Origin of the sequence: Brucella pseudogrignonensis (assembly GCF_002252525.1) — a bacterium.
Lineage (GTDB): Bacteria > Pseudomonadota > Alphaproteobacteria > Rhizobiales > Rhizobiaceae > Brucella > Brucella pseudogrignonensis.
In genome coordinates this window covers 99340-116176 of sequence record NZ_NNRM01000053.1, presented here as the reverse complement: position 1 = coordinate 116176, position 16837 = coordinate 99340, and the positions used below count along the sequence as shown (strand labels likewise).

Sequence of the window (16837 nt, the reverse complement as noted above, 5' to 3'; positions counted from 1 at the left end):
GGAAATGCCCAAGCCAATCAGACTGTTCGTCAAATATGTTGATGCACTGAACTACTATGTCGGGCGTTTTGCGATGTATCTGTTCTTCGTGCTCGGCGCATGTCTTCTTTATTCGACCTTCTCGCGTGTTGTTTTGGGCGTTCCGGTCAACTGGGTACTCGAAATGTCCCAGTTTCTGCTTTCAGCCTATTATCTGCTGGGCGGTGCTTACGCCATGCAGCAAGGAGCACATGTGCGGATGGATCTGTTCTTTGATCGCCTTACCCCACGTAAGAAGGCGATCACCGACATGATCACCATTCTCTTCATCATCTTCTATCTCGGAGTGATGGTTATGGGTGGGATTTCATCAACCAATTACGCCATCGTCTATAGCCAGAAGAATTATACTGCCTGGGCACCTGTCCTGTGGCCTATCAAACTCATCATGACGCTAGGTATCTTCCTGCTGTTGCTGCAATGCATCTCGAATTTCTTCAAGGATTGGGCGTCGTTACGCGGAAAGCCAATCAATACAATTGCAGGACCGGCGATTGAGGAAGGGCATCACATATGAGCTCGGAACTCATCACCCTTTTCATGTTTGCCACAATGATGCTGCTGCTGATGACCGGGCAGCGTGTCTTCGGCGTCATTGGTTTTGTCGGCGCGATTGCGGCCCTTCTGCTCTGGGGCAAAGGCTCTTTCGAGATGCCTTACAACGCCACCTTCGCGGTACTGAACTGGTATCCGCTGATCACGGTGCCTTTCTTCGTGTTCATGGGTTACATGCTTTCGGAATCCGGCATCGCCAGCAATCTCTACCGCATGTTCCATGTGTGGTTTGGCGGCATTCGCGGCGGTCTGGCACTCGGCACCGTCGGCCTGATGGTCATCATTTCCTGCATGAACGGTCTCAGCGTGGCGGGTATGGCCATTGGTGCGACGGTCGCTTTGCCTGAGCTTTTGAAGCGCGGCTATAACAAGGTCATGGTCACGGGCGTTATTCAGGCAGGCAGTTCGCTTGGCATTCTGATCCCGCCAAGCGTGGTTTTGGTGCTTTATGCGATGATCGCACGCCAGCCTGTGCTCCAGCTCTGGCTTGCAGGTATCGGCCCCGGCCTGCTGATGGCTACACTTTTCGCCATCTATATTTATATCCGTTGCCGCCTGAATCCAGAACTTGGACCAACTCTACCCAAGGAAGAACTTGAGCGAATTACATGGCGTGAACGCATTTCCTCGCTTCAAGTGGGCCTGCTTCCACTTGTCATCTTTGGGACCATGATGGGGTTGTTTTTGACAGGTGTTACGAGCCTCGTTGAAAGCTCTGCAGTCGGCGCTCTTCTGGCAACTCTGGCAGCATTGTTCACCAAGCGCCTGACAAAAGCAGTATGGGAAACCACAACCCGTAACACGCTAACCATTACCTGTATGTTCCTATGGATCATCCTGGCAGCACTTTGCTTCTCATCAGTCTATGATGGCCTTGGTGCAGTGAAGGCAATCGAGCGGCTTTTGCTTGGAACTTTTGATTTGTCGCCTTGGACAATTCTAATTCTGATGCTTTTTTCCTTCATCATATTGGGAATGTTCCTCGATGACACCGCTATGCTGGTGATCGTGGCACCTCTCTATATCCCACTGGTGAAGAGCCTCGGTTTCAACCCTATATGGTTTGGCATTCTCTACACCATCACCTGCCAGATTGCGTATATCACGCCGCCATTCGGGTATAATCTCTTCATGATGCGAGCGTTAGCTCCCAAAGAGGTCACGCTAATGGATATCTATCGATCCATCGTGCCATTCTTCTTTCTCATGGTGCTGACGATCATCATCCTGATGATCTTTCCTGAGATCGCGATGTGGCTGCCGAACTGGTACATGGGCCGATGAAAAAATTACGGAGGAACACGCATAAGAATGGTCAAAAGAGCCGGAAAGCGGCCAGACCAGCAGCAATAAAGGGAACATCAAACAACAATTGGGAGAATGGGCATGAGCGAGAATAACAAGCTTAATAAACGTGACTTTCTCAAAAAAGCGGGGCTGACAACCGTGGGCGCGTTAGGCGCCACCACACTGGCTACACCTTATGTGCGGGCACAAAGCCCGATCAAATGGCGACTGCAGACCTATGCCGGTCCAGCACTCGCAGAACACGTTATCAAGCCGTCGATCGACGCCTTTAATAAGGCTGCGAACGGCGAAATGGTGATCGAACTTTATACCGCTGATCAGCTTGTGCCGCAGGGCGAACTTTTCCGTGCTGTCCAGTCAGGTACAATTGATGCAGCACAGAGCGATGATGACTCCATGGCATCGCCTGTCGATGTCGCGGTTTTCGGGGCTTATTTCCCGTTTGCATCGCGCTACAGCCTCGATGTGCCAGCATTGTTTAACTGGCACGGCCTCAACGAAATCTGGGAAGAAGCTTACAAGGAAATTCCGGGCGTAACCTGGCTGAGCGCAGGTTCATGGGATCCGTGTAACTTCGTGACCACCAAACCGATCCGCAGCGTTGCCGACCTTCAGGGACTGCGCGTTTTCACCTTCCCGACCGGCGGACGCTTCCTCACCAAGTTTGGTGTCGTACCTGTGACGTTACCTTGGGAAGACATTGAAGTCGCCATCCAGACCGGCGAACTCGACGGCGTTGCATGGTGTGGCGCAACCGAGGCCTACACTGTCGGCTGGGCAGACATCAACAAATACTACCTGACCAACAACATCAATGGTGCATGGGCTGGCTCCTATTTCGCGAATACCGAAAAATGGGAGGCGGTGCCAGATCACCTCAAGACTCTCTTCAGGCTCGCGATGGATTCCTCGCACTATCATCGCCAGCATTGGTACTGGTGGGGTGAAGCGCATTATCGTACCACCGGCGGCAAACTCGAACTCACCACCATTCCAGAATCCGAATGGAAGCAGATTGAAGACGCCGCGCTTGAGTTCTGGGACGATGTTGCCAAGCAAAGCGAACGCAATGCCAAAGTGGTCGCAATCCTGAAGAAATATCAGGAAACGATGCGCAATGCGGGCGCGCCTTATCGCTACAGCTAACAATTTAGGGCGCCGCGCAACAATGCGCGGCGCCCATGATTTTATCCCGTGAGGAGCGAAGCATTAAATGGCCGAACAGTTGACTTTCGACACACTGAAAAAAGCCGTCGCAAATGACGAGATTGATACCGTGCTTGCATGTTTTGTGGACATGCAGGGGCGTCTGATTGGCAAACGCTTCTACGGACCATTCTTTGTGGAATCCGCCCATGATGAAACGCATGGGTGCAACTATCTTCTGGCTGACGACATCGATATGGAGCCGGTGCCCGGCTATGAGGCCGCAAGCTGGGACAAGGGCTACGGCGATTTCGTCATCAAGCCAGATCTCTCAACTCTGCGTCTGGCACCATGGCTGGAAAAGACAGCCATCGTTCTCTGCGATGTGCTTGACCATCACGACCACGAAGACCTTGCGCATTCACCCCGCGCTATCCTCAAGAAGCAGCTCGCGCGTCTGCATGAGCGCGGTTATCGCGCCTATTTCGCGTCGGAGCTCGAATTCTATCTCTTTGACGAGACATATAAAACCGCACGCGCAAAACGCTGGCAGGAGATGGAAACCGCCTCTCCTTATGTGCAGGATTATGTCATCCATCTGACCACCAAGGAAGAGCAGGTTCTGCGCGCCATGCGCAATCATCTGGGTGCCGCAGGCATCCCGGTTGAAAACTCCAAAGGTGAATGGGGACCGGGACAGCAGGAACTCAATGTTCGCTATGCAGAAGCGCTGGAAATGGCCGACCGCCATGTCATCATGAAAAATGCCATGAAGGAAATTGCCGAGGCCCATGGCAAGTGCATCACCTTCATGGCGAAGTATGATTATTGCAGGGCGGGAAGCTCGAGCCATATCCACAACTCCATCTGGAGTGCCGACGGCAAAGAACCGCTGTTCTTCGATCCCAAAGCACCCAATACGATGACACCGCTTATGCGCTCATGGGTGGCGGGCCAGCTCAAATATGCGGTTGATTATACCTATTTTCTGGCACCCTATATCAACTCCTACAAGCGTTTTCAGGTGGGCACATTCGCGCCCACAAAAATCATGTGGAGCCAGGACAACCGCACAGCGGGTTTCCGGCTCTGCGGCGAAGGCACCAAAGGCATTCGCATCGAGTGTCGCATCGGCGGTGCCGATCTCAACCCTTATCTGGCCTTTGCAGCTCTTATTGCTGCAGGGCTTAGGGGTATCGACGAAAATCTGGAGCTGGAAGATCCATTTGTGGGGGACGCCTATAGCGCGGTCAAACTCAAGGAAATTCCATACACGCTGCGCGAAGCGGCAGAAGCCCTAAAGAACTCGGCATTCCTCAAGGAAGCGCTCGGTGAAAAAGTGGTCAATCACTATGTCCACACCGCGCACTGGGAGCAGATTGAATATGACCGCCGCGTCACAGACTGGGAACTGCATCGCGGTTTTGAACGCTATTAAATTATATAAAGCATAGAGGAATTGCCCAATGAGCGGCACGGCCAGAATTATCTCCCCTATCGATGGCTCGATTTATGCAGAACGCGCCTATGCCAGTGACACCGCGATCCAGGCGGCGGTCACGGCGGCAAGCCAGGCGCAACCCGGCTGGGCAGCTACAAGCATCGCAGAACGCGCGCACTACTGCCGTTTGGCACTTGATGCGCTTGCTGCAATGCAGGACGAGATCATCCCTGAAATCGCATGGCAAATGGGGCGGCCAACGCGCTATGGCGGCGAGAATGGCGGCGTTCAGGAACGCGGCCAATATATGATCGACATCGCAGAAGAAGCGCTGGAGCCTTATGTTCCAGCACAGAAAGATGGCTTTCGCCGTTACGTAAAGCATGTTCCGCTCGGCGTGGTCATGATCATCGCGCCTTGGAACTATCCCTATCTCACCGCCGTCAACACGATCATTCCGGCATTGATGGCGGGCAATACGGTTCTTCTTAAACACGCCACACAAACACTGCTGACCGGCGAACGCTTCGCGCAAGCCTTCGAGAGGGCTGGTATTCCAAAAGGCGTGTTCCAGAATATCGTTCTTGATCATACATCTACGGAAAAGCTGCTGGCGTCTGGCTCAATCGACCATGTCAATTTTACCGGCTCCGTCGGCGGTGGCCGGGCAATCGAAAAGGCAGCCTCCGGCACTTTCATGTCGCTGGGGCTTGAGCTTGGCGGAAAAGACCCGGCCTATGTTCTGCCCGACGTCAATCTCGACCATGCCGTCGCCAATCTGGTCGATGGTGCCTTTTTCAATTCCGGTCAATGCTGCTGCGGCATCGAACGTATCTACGTTCATGAGGCCGTCTATGACCGCTTCGTCGATGGTTTCATCAACCTCACAAAGCAATATGTGGTCGGCAATCCGCTCGATAGCGCAACCACGCTGGGGCCGATGGCGCAGGCGCGGTTTGCCGATCTCATCCGCGAGCAGAAGGCCGAAGCCTTGCGCAAGGGCGCTAAAGCACACGTCAACATGAAGGTTGAGAGCGACATCACTGGTTCGCCTTATATTGCGCCGGAAGTGCTCACCCATGTCGACCACCAGATGAGTGTCATGCGTGAAGAAAGCTTTGGCCCCATTGTTGGTATCATGAAAGTGCGCAATGATGAGGAAGCGCTCGCGCTGATGAATGACAGCATTTACGGCCTCACCGCTTCGCTATGGACAAGCGACACGGACCATGCAGCGAGCCTTGGCGACCGCATCGAAACCGGCACGGTCTTCATGAACCGCTGCGATTACCTCGACCCGGCACTGGTCTGGACGGGGGTGAAAGATACCGGCAAGGGGGCTGCCCTTTCGCCCATTGGTTACGGCAATCTCACGCGACCAAAATCCTTCCACCTGCGTGAAAAAATCTGAACAATTTGTCTGACGCATTATTCGGAAAGAATGACATGACCACTCTAACTTCCAAATGGAATTTCCCGACAACCGTGCTTTTCGGGCCGGGTCGCATCAAGGAACTGCCTGCAGTTCTCAAAGCAGCCGGTATCGAACGTCCATTGTTCGTTACCGATCCCGGTCTCGCAAAACTCCCTGTCGTCGCTTCCACACTCGCCATTCTTGATGGAGCTGGCGTCAAATATGCAGTCTTCTCCGATGTGAAGCCCAATCCAGTTGAAAGCAATCTTTATGCTGGTGTGCAGGTTTTCAAAGACGGCAAGCATGACGGCGTGATTGCATTTGGTGGAGGCTCGGCGCTTGATCTGGGCAAGCTCATCGCTTTTCAGGCAGGCCAGACCCGCGATGTCTGGGATTTTGAAGACATTGGCGACTGGTGGACACGAGCCGACAGCAATGCGATTGCACCGATTATCGCCGTACCGACAACCGCTGGCACCGGCTCGGAAGTTGGCCGCGCAGGCGTGCTGACCAATGAATCGACCCATACCAAAAAAGTCATTTTCCACCCGAAAATGCTGCCTGTAACGGTCATTGCCGATCCAGAGCTTTCGACCGGTATGCCGCCGTTTATCACAGTTGGCACCGGCATGGATGCACTGGCACATTGTCTGGAAGCCTATTGCGCACCGGGCTTTCATCCGATGGCTGACGGCATTGCGGTTGAAGGCATCCGTCTTGTGTTTGAAAATCTGCCCAAAGCCTATGCCAATGGCGCAGATATTGAAGCGCGCGCCAATCTGATGGCCGCAGCTTCCATGGGAGCAACGGCGTTCCAGAAAGGGCTTGGTGCCATCCATTCCCTCTCCCACCCAATCGGCGCGCTTTACGACACGCATCATGGCATGACCAATGCCGTCTTCATGCCCTATGTGCTCAAACACAACCGCGCAGCTATCGAAAAGCGCATAGAACGCCTTGCGGATTATCTTGGTATTGAAGGTGGTTTCGATGGTTTTGTTGATGCTATCTTGAAGCTGCGCAAAGACCTCGGCGTACCGAATACATTGCCGGAATTCGTAAAAGGCCTTGAACTCGATACAGCCCGCAAAGACCTAATCGCCGAAATGGCCATCGTCGATCCAACGGCTGGCGGCAATCCAATCGAGCTCACAAAACAGGGCGCACTTGATTTGCTGAATGCAGCCATGACTGGAAAACTCTGACCGGAATCCGGTCAGAGCGTTTTCAGCAAAAGTGCGAAGCGGTTCCAACGATTTAGTCTTACAGCGGTTCCAGTTAAGAATGAATCGTTAGAACCGCTGTAACTGTTTGTTTTTACGCATTATCCGACGCAAAACCGCTTCGCACTTTTGCTGGAAATGCTATAACTGGAACCGCTGTAAGCGTAGTTGCGAATTCGCGGCTACGCTTTTTGTTCGACCAGACCGCGTCGTTCTCTGGCCTCCGCATCAAGCTTTTGCGCTTTCTCTACAGAGAGCACGGATACTGTGGTGATCAGGCAATAAAGCGCAGTAATCACAGCAACTGGCCAGGCGGATTCGTACCAGCTTACCAAAGCTGTTGCGAGCAGCGGCAGTGGGCCAACAAAGAGCGCACCCGTCACTTCTCGCGCAAAGGCAATCGCACTGTAGCGAACTTCCGTTGGGAAAATATCGCAGTAAAACGATGGCTGAACGCCGAACGAAGAACGCGCACCAATCGCATGCCCGATGATAATCAGCACCACTGCAGTCCAAGGCGTACCGGCACCCAGAAGCTGGAAATAGACCAGCGAGTAGATTGCGGCAGCAGCAGACCCCATGGCCATGATCGGCACGCGGCCAACACGGTCAGACAGAGCGCCAAATACCACGCACATAACCGCACCGAACGCACTTGAAAGCATCACGCCAATAAGGATGATTTCACGCGGGAAACCGAGTTTCGACGTCGCATAGGCCAATGTGAATGTCTGAAACACATAGGACAGGTTTGGCGCGAAATTTGCACCCATTGCCGCCAGCATTGTTCTTGGGTGGTCCCGCAAAACTTCAAGCACCGGCAGTTTGGCGTCGCGACGCTCTTCCTTTACCTGCAAAAACTCAGGCGATTCTGGCACTTTCTGGCGAATATAGATGCCAAGAAACAGCACCAGACCGCTTAACAGGAACGGTACGCGCCAGCCCCAGCTCATGAAGGCTTCTTCCGGCAGAAGCGTGAAAAGCGCAAACACGCCTGCTGCAAGAATTGTCGCCACATCAACAGCTGCAGCGGGAAGACTTGCAAAGAAGCCGCGGCGATTGCCTGCGATTTCACCCGCCATGACCACAGCGCCCGCATATTCTGCACCAGCACCAAGCCCCTGAACGACGCGAAGAGCCAGCAACAGGATCGGTGCCCAGATACCGATTGAGTCATAAGTCGGCAGACAACCGATCAATGTTGTGCTGATACCCATCATCAGAAGGGTGAGCATCAGCACAGGCTTGCGCCCGATGCGGTCGCCCATCCAGCCAAAGACGATGCCGCCCAGCGGACGCACCAGGAAGCCGACCGTATAGGTCGCAAAAGACGCAATGATACCGGTAGTCGGATCGAATTGCGGAAAGAACAGATGATTGAAGATCAGCGCTGCAGCCGTCGCGTAAAGAATGAAGTCATACCATTCAACGACGGTGCCGATGGTGCTGGCAAAAATCGTACTGCCAAGCGCCTTCTGTTTGCTCATAGTTTCGGTTGTCAAAATCCCTCTCCCTCGATTTGACGTATATAAAGCCCCCCGGCCTTTGTTAGCGCCGCTTGAAAACCGGCGCTCTTTTCTCCTTGAACGCCGCTCGCCCCTCCTGCGCATCAGCAGTTGCAAAGCAGATCGTTTGCAGGTCGCGCTCATATTCGATGGCTTTTTCAAGCGGCATCGAGACAGAAGCTTTGAGGTTGAGCTTCGCGGTTTCGGCAGCAATCGGTGCACGCGATGCGATCACGCTCGCAATTTCGCGCGCCCGCGTGAGCAGATCGGCCTGCGGCACGACTTCACTCACCAGCCCCCAGCGCTCTGCCTTCTCAGCTGAAATCGGGTCACCTGTCATAATCATCAGTGCTGCGTGGGATGCGCCAATCGAATGCGCCAGGTGGGCGGCCATTCCCCCACCACCGATCCAGCCGAGCTTGATCTCGGGTGCCGCAAATTGCGCGTTATCGGAAGCAATGCGGATATCACAGGACATTGCGGTTTCAAGCCCGCCACCAAAGGCATAGCCATTGACGGCTGCAATTGATGGCTTGAGAAGCGCGCGGAATGCATCGCAGTAATCCGGCCGATTGCGGAACTGCCACGGTGTCTCATAGGTATCGAGTTCGCGAATATCCGAGCCCGCACAGAATGCACGTTCTCCAGCGCCCGTTAGAATAACGCAACGGATCGTGTCGCTGTCGTTGCATTCGGTCACAGCTGCAACGATTGCATCAGCCATTTCCGGCGTCACGGCATTGAGTTTCTGCGGACGATTCAAGGTGATGACGGCAACCGCGCCGTCGATTTCGAATTTGATGTCTTCAGTCATGGAAAACTACCTTTCACCGCCATGCACGCGCGAAGCGGCGTAGAGAGTTTGCAGCTCATTCAACACTGCAGATGCCGGGCGGCGTTCATCAAAGGCCGCCCCCAAAAGCGCCGAAGCCTTGCCCTGAAAGGCGATGTAACCATCATGGCGCGGGCGCACATAGGCCTGCTCCAGAGTGTCCGCCGTGTTACGATAGAAATTGCCCCATCGCCGGTTCACCCGCTCATCGTGCCAGGCGTCGCGGCGCGATGGCTGGCCTTCATGATCGGGAATGAACCCGGATTGGGTTTCACGGCTCATCAGCCACAGAAGATGAGTTTTAAGCGCGGAGGTGATATGAGCGCGGCGTGAAACACCAATGCCCGTGCCGCCCAATGTAGAGCCCGGACGACCGCCATTGGTTGCGCGTGGTGCATTGTGAAACGCGACAGGCTTTCCACTTTGCGGGGCAGCATAATTCACATAACCATAGACCAGCGGGCACAATGCAACATCGTCATACTCGGCCATATGGCCCAATATACCGATGGGATTCTTTTGCCGAACAGATGCCGGGCTGCGCGCCGCAAGTTCTGCCATCAGGTCATAGACCTGCCGCCCGACATTTTCAGAAACCAATATATTCGGATCTTTTTCCGCGGGTGGCTCGCCAAAAGCTGCCGCGATAGACAGAAATGACAGGCAGGCATGTGGACCGGCAAGCGAAAGCGCGACCTTGCCGCTTTGCTGCGATAGACGAAGTACCTCATCCCAAGTGACAGGCACACCATCTGAGAGATCAGGGCGAAGAGCCATAACCTGCGTTGCAGCATCAAGCGGCAACGCCCAGTGCTTGCCCGCAAAGCGATAGCTCGTCAATGACGGACCGATACCGGCCTTGGCAAGCTCAGCAACCGTTTCAGCGCCAAACACGTCTTCAAGTGAAAGCAGACAATCGCCAGACATGGCTTCGCCCACATGCGGATGATCGAGAACCACGAGATCATAGCGGGCGCAGAGATCAGCAATCGGGTGGGATTCAAAACCTTCAAGCGGCTGTTTGTCCCAATGGATGTCCAGACCGGCAGCAATAACATCCGGCAATTTTGATGCCGCCGCCAATGCATTATAGCCGCGCGGATGATCCCAGGTGAGAGCTTTAATCACCTGCATTTCAGATGTTCCCCGACACGATAGCGCCAGATTTCTCAAGTGCTTCGATCTTGTCTGCCGCATATCCGGCTTCGGCCAGCACATCCCGTGTATCCTGCCCGGTTACGGGTGCACCACGGTCCACTGTCGATGGCGTCTTGGAAAAGCGGATCGGGAAGCCCGGCGTTTTTACCTTGCCCTCTGTCGGATGCTCATACTCGACAAAGGTGCCGTTATGCTTGATCTGCTCGTCGTCCACGAGATCGGCATAGCCATAGACAGGCCCGCACCAGATATCGGCTGCGCGAAGAAGCTCCAACCATTCGGCAGAGGTTTTCGTTTTCAGCTTATCGCGTGTCTTGGCAAAGATTTCATCGCGGCGCGCCCAGGTATCAACCTCATCATTCATGGTGAGGAAACTGTCTTCGCCAATCACTTCACCCAGCGTTTTCAGCTTCGGAAAAGCGACGATAATAAAGCCGTCAGAGGTTGCAAAAGCACCGTAAGGCGCCCGGATATAGACATGGGCATGTGGCTCTGCCGAGCGGGTTTGTGGTTTGCCACCGACGGTGAAAACCGAAAGTTCCTGCATCTGAATGGTGGTGATCGCATCGAGCATACTGACCTGAACCAACTGCCCCTCACCCGTGCGCTCGCGATGGAGAAGTGCTGCAAGCGCGCCTTCAAAAGCAGTATATGCGGTGATGGCATCCACCAGATATTGCCCGGCGGCAGTTGGCGGCTCACCCTCACGGCCTGCCGAAAGCATAGCGCCTGACATACCTTGCAAAACGAGATCCTGTCCCGGACGATGGACATAAGGACCATCTTCGCCATAACCAGAGATCGAAACATAGATCAGCTTTGGATTGATCTTGGAAAGCGACTCGTAATCGACGCCAAGACGCTTTGCGACTCCCGGACGATAGTTCTGCAAAAACACGTCTGCGGTTTTCACAAGGTCAAGAAGCACCTGTTTTCCATCTGGTGATTTGAGATCGACCGCGAGCGAACGCTTGTTACGGTTGAGCGACAGGAAAGAGACATTAACGCGATTGCCTTCGGCACCGCCCGCCGCCACATGGCGCTGCCATTCGCCTGTCGTTGGCTCAACCTTCACCACATCGGCACCAAGATCGCCCAAACGCTGCGCTGCAAATGGCCCCGCCATCGCAATTGAACAATCCAGCACACGATATCCTGATAAAACACCCATGGCAGCTCCACTCCCTGCTCAAATCCATATGCGTCAGAACCTATCCAATATTTTCGCCTTGTCTAGAGTGAGCGCTAACATTTTTATATTCATATCCTCATGATTCATGAGATAGTGCCACTAGATGTTTTAGCGCTAACATTTTTCAATTGACGTAATGACGCATATGTGAATAAAGTTTTTACAAGTGAACGGGAGGTTCACACTGGAGGAGAACACATGACCAGAATTCGCTCAGGCCTTGGTTTGAAGGCACTCACACTCGCCATTTTGTCGGCATCTGCGCTGAGCGCGAGTGCGCAAAATCAGGACCGCGCGGCACTACTCGGCACCCTGCCAACCGAAATTCAGGCACTTTATACCGATGTGGTTGAAGTTGGCCCTTCGGCTTATGGTGATTTCAAAGCGCCCGCCAAGCCGTGGCGCTGGTGCCATTCGGAATCCTATATGGGCAATCCGTGGCGTGTAACCTTCAATGACGAACTCAAGCGCCTTGTGGATGGGGCTATCGCTGCAGGCGATGTGTCTGAATATGTTGTTTCAGACTCCAATGGTGATGCCACACAGCAGATTTCGCAAATTCGCGCCTTCATCGAGCAGGGCTGTAATGTCATCACGACGATTGCCGGTTCTTCCACCGCACTCAATGCAGTGATTGACGATGCCTATAAGGCTGGCATTCCGGTTATAACGTCCGCTGGTTCCGTAACGACCCCGAATGCGATCAATGTCATGCACAACCAGAACCTCTGGGGCTACCAGATGGGCAAAGGCATTGCGGAAGTGCTCAAAGATGGCGGCACCGTCCTTCAGGTTGAAGGCATTTCCGGTCATCCACTTGTACAGCAGGAAAATGCCGGGCTTGAAAAGGCGGTTGAAGAGTCCGGCAATCTCAAGATTGCCCGTAAAGTGAGCGGCGAATGGACCGGCACGACAACGAAATCCGCAGTGCTTCAGGCACTTGCCACCACACCGCAGCAGATTGATGCAGTCTGGTCGACGGGCAGCGAAGCACGCTTTATTGCGGAAGCCTTCCAGCAGGCAGGCCGTCCGCTTCCCTTGATTGCGGCTTCCATTTCTGGCGATGCACTTGGCTACTGGAATGCCAATCAAGACACGTTCAAGTTCTATGGCGGTGAAGTATCACCGCATGTTGCAGCCCAGAACGCTTTCCGGGTCGCATTACGGGTTCTTGAAGGCCAGAAGCCGCTCGTCAATACGATCATCGCTCCGATGCCGCTTGTGACGCAGGCCGACCTTCCAAATTGGTACAAGGACTGCATGAAGCCGGATTCCGCGGCCATCTTCCCGATACCGCCGCAGGATCCATTCCCGGAAGAACTGCTTAATGGCTACTTCTCGAACGGAAGCGCCACCGCACTTTATGATTTCGCGAAAGTTCCAGCTTCCTGCTCCAAGTAAGGTTTGCAGGACGACGCGCTGAATAACGTCATTGCCAAGGTCAATTGGTCCAGATCACTTGGCCCAAACCATTGGCAATGACCTTCGCTTATCGCATGCAGAAAGTCATTTCATTATGCCAGACTCTGAGCATCCCCCGCTGGGCACATCCAGCATACACAGGCTGCTTGCCGAAGCGGGGCTGCCCAACATCACGCACGCTCCGGTTATGTCACTACAGGTGGAGAACCTTGAAAAGCGTTATGGGGAAACAATTGCGCTCACAAATGCAAATGTGACTTTCAGCCATGGCGTTCATACGATTCTGGGGGAGAACGGATCAGGCAAGAGCACGATGCTGAAAATATTGTCTGGCGTGGTCGCACCCACGCATGGGCGTGTCGTTCTCAACGACAAAACCATCTCGGCCAGATCGCCTGCAGATATGAAGGCATTGGGCCTTGCGACGGTTTTTCAGGAAGTTTTGATCGCTCCGCATCGTTCGGTGGTCGAGAATATCTTTCTCGGATTTGACGGGCTCATTACCCGTAAAGTCAGCAAATCAGTGCGCGAAAAGGCAGCCCACGCAGTTCTGTCAAAAATTGCACGCTTTCCGATCGACTTGCACGCAGCGGCTGGCAGCCTGTCACTAGCGGCGCAGCAGCTCGTTGTAATTGCGCGCGCCTTCATCAGCCGTCCTTCGATCCTGCTTCTCGATGAAGCAACGGCAGCGCTCGACTATGCAGATCGTGATCTCGTCTTTGAAACAATCGAAGATTATGCTGCATCCGGCAATATTGTGATCTTCATTTCGCACCGGCTGGAAGAGGTGAAACGCCTTTCCGATGAGGTCACAGTGCTGCGCAGCGGCCATGTTGTCGATACGCTCGAAAGGCAGCAGATCAACAGCCAGATCCTTCTGGAACTCATGGCGCCGGAGGCTCATCTCCATGTTGAATGATCAAATCATTCTTACCTATGAAAATCTCGTGCTTGCGCCCGGGCGCAAAGCGCTGTCCGGCACAATCCGCGCCGGTGAGATAACCGGACTTGCAGGTCTTGAAGGCCATGGCCAGGAGCAGTTTCTGCTGGCGCTTGCAGGCTTCAATCAGCCTCGTCATTCGAAGGTCGAAATCGTCACCCGGTCCGGTGAACAAAGTGCCTATAGCAATCATCACAATGCAGCCAGATGCGGCGTGGTTTACTTGCCGCGTGACCGACGCGCGACCGGTATTTTCCCGGTGCTTTCCGTACTCGATAATTTTGGTATGCCTTCCATGCCGCGTTTTTCATGGGGGGGCATTCTCAACCGCCGCAAACAGAAGGAAGAGCTGCAGCGCTATACCGAATTTCTGTCGATCCGCTATCAGGCAATGGACGCGCCGATCACGGCCCTGAGTGGCGGCAATCAGCAAAAAGTGCTGCTCGCGCGACTTCTGGCGCTCAAACCGCGTGTGATGCTGCTCAACGATCCGACACGCGGCGTTGATCTCAACACCCGCATGAAATTCTATGAAGCCTTCCGTAAACTCGCCCGTGAAGAAGGTATCGCGCTCGTCATCCTGTCGAGCGAAATCGAAGAAATCCTGCAAATCTGCGACAGCGTTTCAGTGTTCCGCGATTTTGAATGCTCAAAAACCATCAGCAAATCCGAAATGTCGATGTCGGGCGTCCTTGCAGCCATGTTCGGGCAGGATGAGGTGGAGCTATGATCTTAACCGACAACAAAAGCGGCTTGCGGCGCATCTTCTGCGGCAGTCAGGAAACACGGCTCGCCGCAATCCTGTTCATCATTCTGCTTGTCATCAATATTGTGCTTAACCCGGTACGCTTTGCACCGTCAAACTGGGGCTCGGTGTTGGGACTTGCAGCGCCGCTGCTGCTGACTTCGCTCGCAATTACCATACCGTTTCTTGCCGGGCGTGGCTCGATTGACATTTCCGTTGGTCCGCTCGTGGGTTTGATCAATGTCATTCTCGTTCAGATACTGATCACAAAAGGCGGCATATCCTCGCCCTTCATCATCGTCCCGGCAGCAATTGCACTCGGCATTCTAGCTGGCGCATTGAACGGCCTTCTGGCAGCAATCATCCGTATTCAGCCAATTGTTGCAACGCTTGGCACCTACTTGATCTTTGGCGGGCTGGCACTCACCATCCTGCCGTCCCCATCGGGTTCAGTGCCTGCATGGCTGTCATCTTTAGCGGGTCCATGGTCCATTCTGCCAGTAGGCGCTGCGGTTCTGATATGGATCGGCATCAAACGCCTGCCTTTCTATGAGACGCTTATGGCCGTCGGCAGCGAGGATCGAGCCGCCTACACCGCTGGTGTCAATGTTCCGCTCGTCCGCTTCATCGCTTATGTGCTGGCCGGATTATTCGCAGGACTGGCAGCATTGTCGCTCACAGCTCTCATTGGCTCGGGTGATCCGATCATCGGTCCCGGCTACACGCTGATTGCAATTGCTGCAGTCGCCCTTGGCGGCGTCAGCCTCGCCGGTGGCGTTGGCGGATTAACCGCAGCATTTCTGGGTGCAGCATGTATATTCTTGCTGCAAAGCATGTTGACGGCCTTCAACGTCTCAACCTTCGTGCTGCAAGCAGTCTATGGCGCAGTACTTGTTCTGGCTGTCTGCCTCAACTCCGAAAAACTAAAACTCTATTTCCGACGTAAGGTGGCGCAGTCATGATTAAGGCACTGGCTACAAATCGCGCTCTGGTCGCCTTCATCGGGGTCTTGTTGGTGTTCCTCTTGGGAGCAGCTCTCATTCCGGGCTTTGCCAGCCTGTTCTCAATCCGCGCCATGCTGGTTCTGGCTGCACTGCTTGCTATTGCAGCACTCGGTCAGACGCTGGTGATGATCCTTGGTGGTATCGACCTTTCCATTCCGTTTGTGATCGGCTTTGCCAATGTTGTCTTCGCCAGCCTCTATGGCGATGGAATGTCACCGCTTTTAGCCGGTATTCTCGTGCTGGCGTCAGCGGGGCTGATCGGTGCGTTTTCCGGCGCATTATCGGCAGCGCTTTCCATCCACCCACTCATCGTCACGCTTGGTGTCGGAACGATGGTTCAAGCGGGCGTACAAATCTGGACACGCGGCTTGCCGACAGGTTCAGCACCCGCTTTCATCAATGATTTCGTGTCACTGGGTGGCAGCATCGGGCCTTTGCCATTCCCTTGGCTGATCCCGTTTACAATTTTGCTGACCCTTGGCACCGTCTTTGTGTTGCGCCGTACGATTTATGGCCGCAAGCTTTATGCGCTGGGTTCAAATATCAAAGCCGCCGAACTGGCACTGATCAGACCGGTTGCAATCTGGGCAATCACCTTTGGCCTCAGTGCCATGTTTGCTGCACTTGCTGGCATTCTTCTGCTCGGCTTCACCGGCTCATCAAGTGCGACAGTAGGCACGCCCTATCTTTTCCAAACGGTCTCTGCGGTCGTTATCGGCGGAACCGCACTGATCGGCGGGCGCGGCGGATTTGTCGGAACGGTGGCTGGCGCTATCATGCTGATGGAACTTCGCACGTTTCTCATCGGCATGGGGTTTTCGGATGCCATGGTACAGTCGTCACTCGGTATCCTCATCCTGCTTCTGGTCGCAGCCTATGGCCGTGACCGCCATATCCGCAATCTTATCTGAAG

At 54.1% G+C, this 16837-nt stretch carries 15 protein-coding genes; 11 read left to right on the top strand and 4 right to left on the bottom strand.

The window, feature by feature from the left end; genetic code table 11:
* Nucleotides 1-4 precede the first annotated feature (4 nt).
* From CEV34_RS25820 to CEV34_RS25795, 6 genes are all read left to right on the top strand, one after another.
* Nucleotides 5-556 carry a TRAP transporter small permease subunit gene (locus tag CEV34_RS25820; protein ID WP_007878382.1) on the top strand — a complete coding sequence of 184 codons (552 nt, stop codon included), beginning with the start codon at nucleotides 5-7 and terminating at the stop codon, nucleotides 554-556.
* A complete protein-coding gene (locus CEV34_RS25815; protein WP_007878380.1) occupies nucleotides 553-1878 on the top strand; it encodes a TRAP transporter large permease in 1326 nt (441 codons plus the stop codon). The genes CEV34_RS25820 and CEV34_RS25815 overlap by 4 nt, the downstream gene beginning before the upstream one ends.
* Before the next feature lie 102 nt (nucleotides 1879-1980).
* A complete protein-coding gene (locus CEV34_RS25810; RefSeq protein WP_007878379.1) occupies nucleotides 1981-3048 on the top strand; it encodes a TRAP transporter substrate-binding protein in 1068 nt (355 codons plus the stop codon).
* A 67-nt stretch (nucleotides 3049-3115) separates the two neighbouring features.
* Nucleotides 3116-4486: a glutamine synthetase family protein gene (locus CEV34_RS25805; RefSeq protein WP_007878378.1), complete on the top strand. Its 1371-nt coding sequence runs from the start codon at nucleotides 3116-3118 to the stop codon at nucleotides 4484-4486.
* A 28-nt stretch (nucleotides 4487-4514) separates the two neighbouring features.
* The gene (locus tag CEV34_RS25800; RefSeq protein ID WP_007878377.1) at nucleotides 4515-5900 is read left to right on the top strand and encodes an aldehyde dehydrogenase family protein; all 1386 of its coding nucleotides are present in this window, start codon (nucleotides 4515-4517) and stop codon (nucleotides 5898-5900) included.
* 35 nt (nucleotides 5901-5935) lie between these two features.
* The gene (locus CEV34_RS25795) at nucleotides 5936-7108 is read left to right on the top strand and encodes an iron-containing alcohol dehydrogenase (protein WP_007878376.1); all 1173 of its coding nucleotides are present in this window, start codon (nucleotides 5936-5938) and stop codon (nucleotides 7106-7108) included.
* Between the two features lie 200 nt (nucleotides 7109-7308).
* Here the strand turns inward: CEV34_RS25795 and CEV34_RS25790 are convergent, their stop codons facing one another.
* From CEV34_RS25790 to CEV34_RS25775, 4 genes are read right to left on the bottom strand one after another with little or no spacing between them, the layout of a single operon-like run.
* Nucleotides 7309-8628 carry an MFS transporter gene (locus tag CEV34_RS25790; RefSeq protein ID WP_161624148.1) on the bottom strand — a complete coding sequence of 440 codons (1320 nt, stop codon included), beginning with the start codon at nucleotides 8626-8628 and terminating at the stop codon, nucleotides 7309-7311.
* Nucleotides 8629-8674: 46 nt separating this feature from the next.
* The gene (locus CEV34_RS25785; RefSeq protein WP_007878366.1) at nucleotides 8675-9445 is read right to left on the bottom strand and encodes an enoyl-CoA hydratase/isomerase family protein; all 771 of its coding nucleotides are present in this window, start codon (nucleotides 9443-9445) and stop codon (nucleotides 8675-8677) included.
* A 6-nt stretch (nucleotides 9446-9451) separates the two neighbouring features.
* A complete protein-coding gene (locus CEV34_RS25780; RefSeq protein WP_007878364.1) occupies nucleotides 9452-10597 on the bottom strand; it encodes a hypothetical protein in 1146 nt (381 codons plus the stop codon).
* A gap of 1 nt (nucleotide 10598) precedes the next feature.
* Nucleotides 10599-11792, bottom strand: coding sequence for a CaiB/BaiF CoA transferase family protein (locus tag CEV34_RS25775; RefSeq protein WP_007878358.1), 1194 nt, complete (start codon nucleotides 11790-11792; stop codon nucleotides 10599-10601).
* Between the two features lie 219 nt (nucleotides 11793-12011).
* Here CEV34_RS25775 and CEV34_RS25770 point away from each other — a divergent pair, with 219 nt between their 5' ends.
* The 5 genes from CEV34_RS25770 to CEV34_RS25750 all read left to right on the top strand — a co-directional run bounded on the left by CEV34_RS25770 (nucleotide 12012) and on the right by CEV34_RS25750 (nucleotide 16835).
* Nucleotides 12012-13214, top strand: coding sequence for a substrate-binding domain-containing protein (locus tag CEV34_RS25770; protein WP_007878357.1), 1203 nt, complete (start codon nucleotides 12012-12014; stop codon nucleotides 13212-13214).
* A 115-nt stretch (nucleotides 13215-13329) separates the two neighbouring features.
* On the top strand, nucleotides 13330-14154 hold the full coding sequence (locus tag CEV34_RS25765) for an ATP-binding cassette domain-containing protein (protein ID WP_007878356.1): 825 nt from the start codon (nucleotides 13330-13332) through the stop codon (nucleotides 14152-14154).
* The gene (locus CEV34_RS25760; RefSeq protein ID WP_007878355.1) at nucleotides 14144-14905 is read left to right on the top strand and encodes an ATP-binding cassette domain-containing protein; all 762 of its coding nucleotides are present in this window, start codon (nucleotides 14144-14146) and stop codon (nucleotides 14903-14905) included. The genes CEV34_RS25765 and CEV34_RS25760 overlap by 11 nt, the downstream gene beginning before the upstream one ends.
* Nucleotides 14902-15882 (top strand): ABC transporter permease, encoded by a 981-nt coding sequence (locus tag CEV34_RS25755; protein ID WP_007878353.1) that lies wholly within the window; start codon nucleotides 14902-14904, stop codon nucleotides 15880-15882. The genes CEV34_RS25760 and CEV34_RS25755 overlap by 4 nt, the downstream gene beginning before the upstream one ends.
* A complete protein-coding gene (locus CEV34_RS25750) occupies nucleotides 15879-16835 on the top strand; it encodes an ABC transporter permease (RefSeq protein ID WP_007878351.1) in 957 nt (318 codons plus the stop codon). The genes CEV34_RS25755 and CEV34_RS25750 overlap by 4 nt, the downstream gene beginning before the upstream one ends.
* Nucleotides 16836-16837: the final 2 nt, after the last annotated feature.

Coding starts and splice junctions, on each gene's coding strand:
- CEV34_RS25820 (WP_007878382.1), top strand. CDS start 5: ATGCCCAAGCCAATCAGACTGTTCGTCAAATATGTTGATGCACTGAAC.
- CEV34_RS25815 (WP_007878380.1), top strand. CDS start 553: ATGAGCTCGGAACTCATCACCCTTTTCATGTTTGCCACAATGATGCTG.
- CEV34_RS25810 (WP_007878379.1), top strand. CDS start 1,981: ATGAGCGAGAATAACAAGCTTAATAAACGTGACTTTCTCAAAAAAGCG.
- CEV34_RS25805 (WP_007878378.1), top strand. CDS start 3,116: ATGGCCGAACAGTTGACTTTCGACACACTGAAAAAAGCCGTCGCAAAT.
- CEV34_RS25800 (WP_007878377.1), top strand. CDS start 4,515: ATGAGCGGCACGGCCAGAATTATCTCCCCTATCGATGGCTCGATTTAT.
- CEV34_RS25795 (WP_007878376.1), top strand. CDS start 5,936: ATGACCACTCTAACTTCCAAATGGAATTTCCCGACAACCGTGCTTTTC.
- CEV34_RS25785 (WP_007878366.1), bottom strand. CDS start 9,445: ATGACTGAAGACATCAAATTCGAAATCGACGGCGCGGTTGCCGTCATC.
- CEV34_RS25780 (WP_007878364.1), bottom strand. CDS start 10,597: ATGCAGGTGATTAAAGCTCTCACCTGGGATCATCCGCGCGGCTATAAT.
- CEV34_RS25775 (WP_007878358.1), bottom strand. CDS start 11,792: ATGGGTGTTTTATCAGGATATCGTGTGCTGGATTGTTCAATTGCGATG.
- CEV34_RS25770 (WP_007878357.1), top strand. CDS start 12,012: ATGACCAGAATTCGCTCAGGCCTTGGTTTGAAGGCACTCACACTCGCC.
- CEV34_RS25765 (WP_007878356.1), top strand. CDS start 13,330: ATGCCAGACTCTGAGCATCCCCCGCTGGGCACATCCAGCATACACAGG.
- CEV34_RS25760 (WP_007878355.1), top strand. CDS start 14,144: ATGTTGAATGATCAAATCATTCTTACCTATGAAAATCTCGTGCTTGCG.
- CEV34_RS25755 (WP_007878353.1), top strand. CDS start 14,902: ATGATCTTAACCGACAACAAAAGCGGCTTGCGGCGCATCTTCTGCGGC.
- CEV34_RS25750 (WP_007878351.1), top strand. CDS start 15,879: ATGATTAAGGCACTGGCTACAAATCGCGCTCTGGTCGCCTTCATCGGG.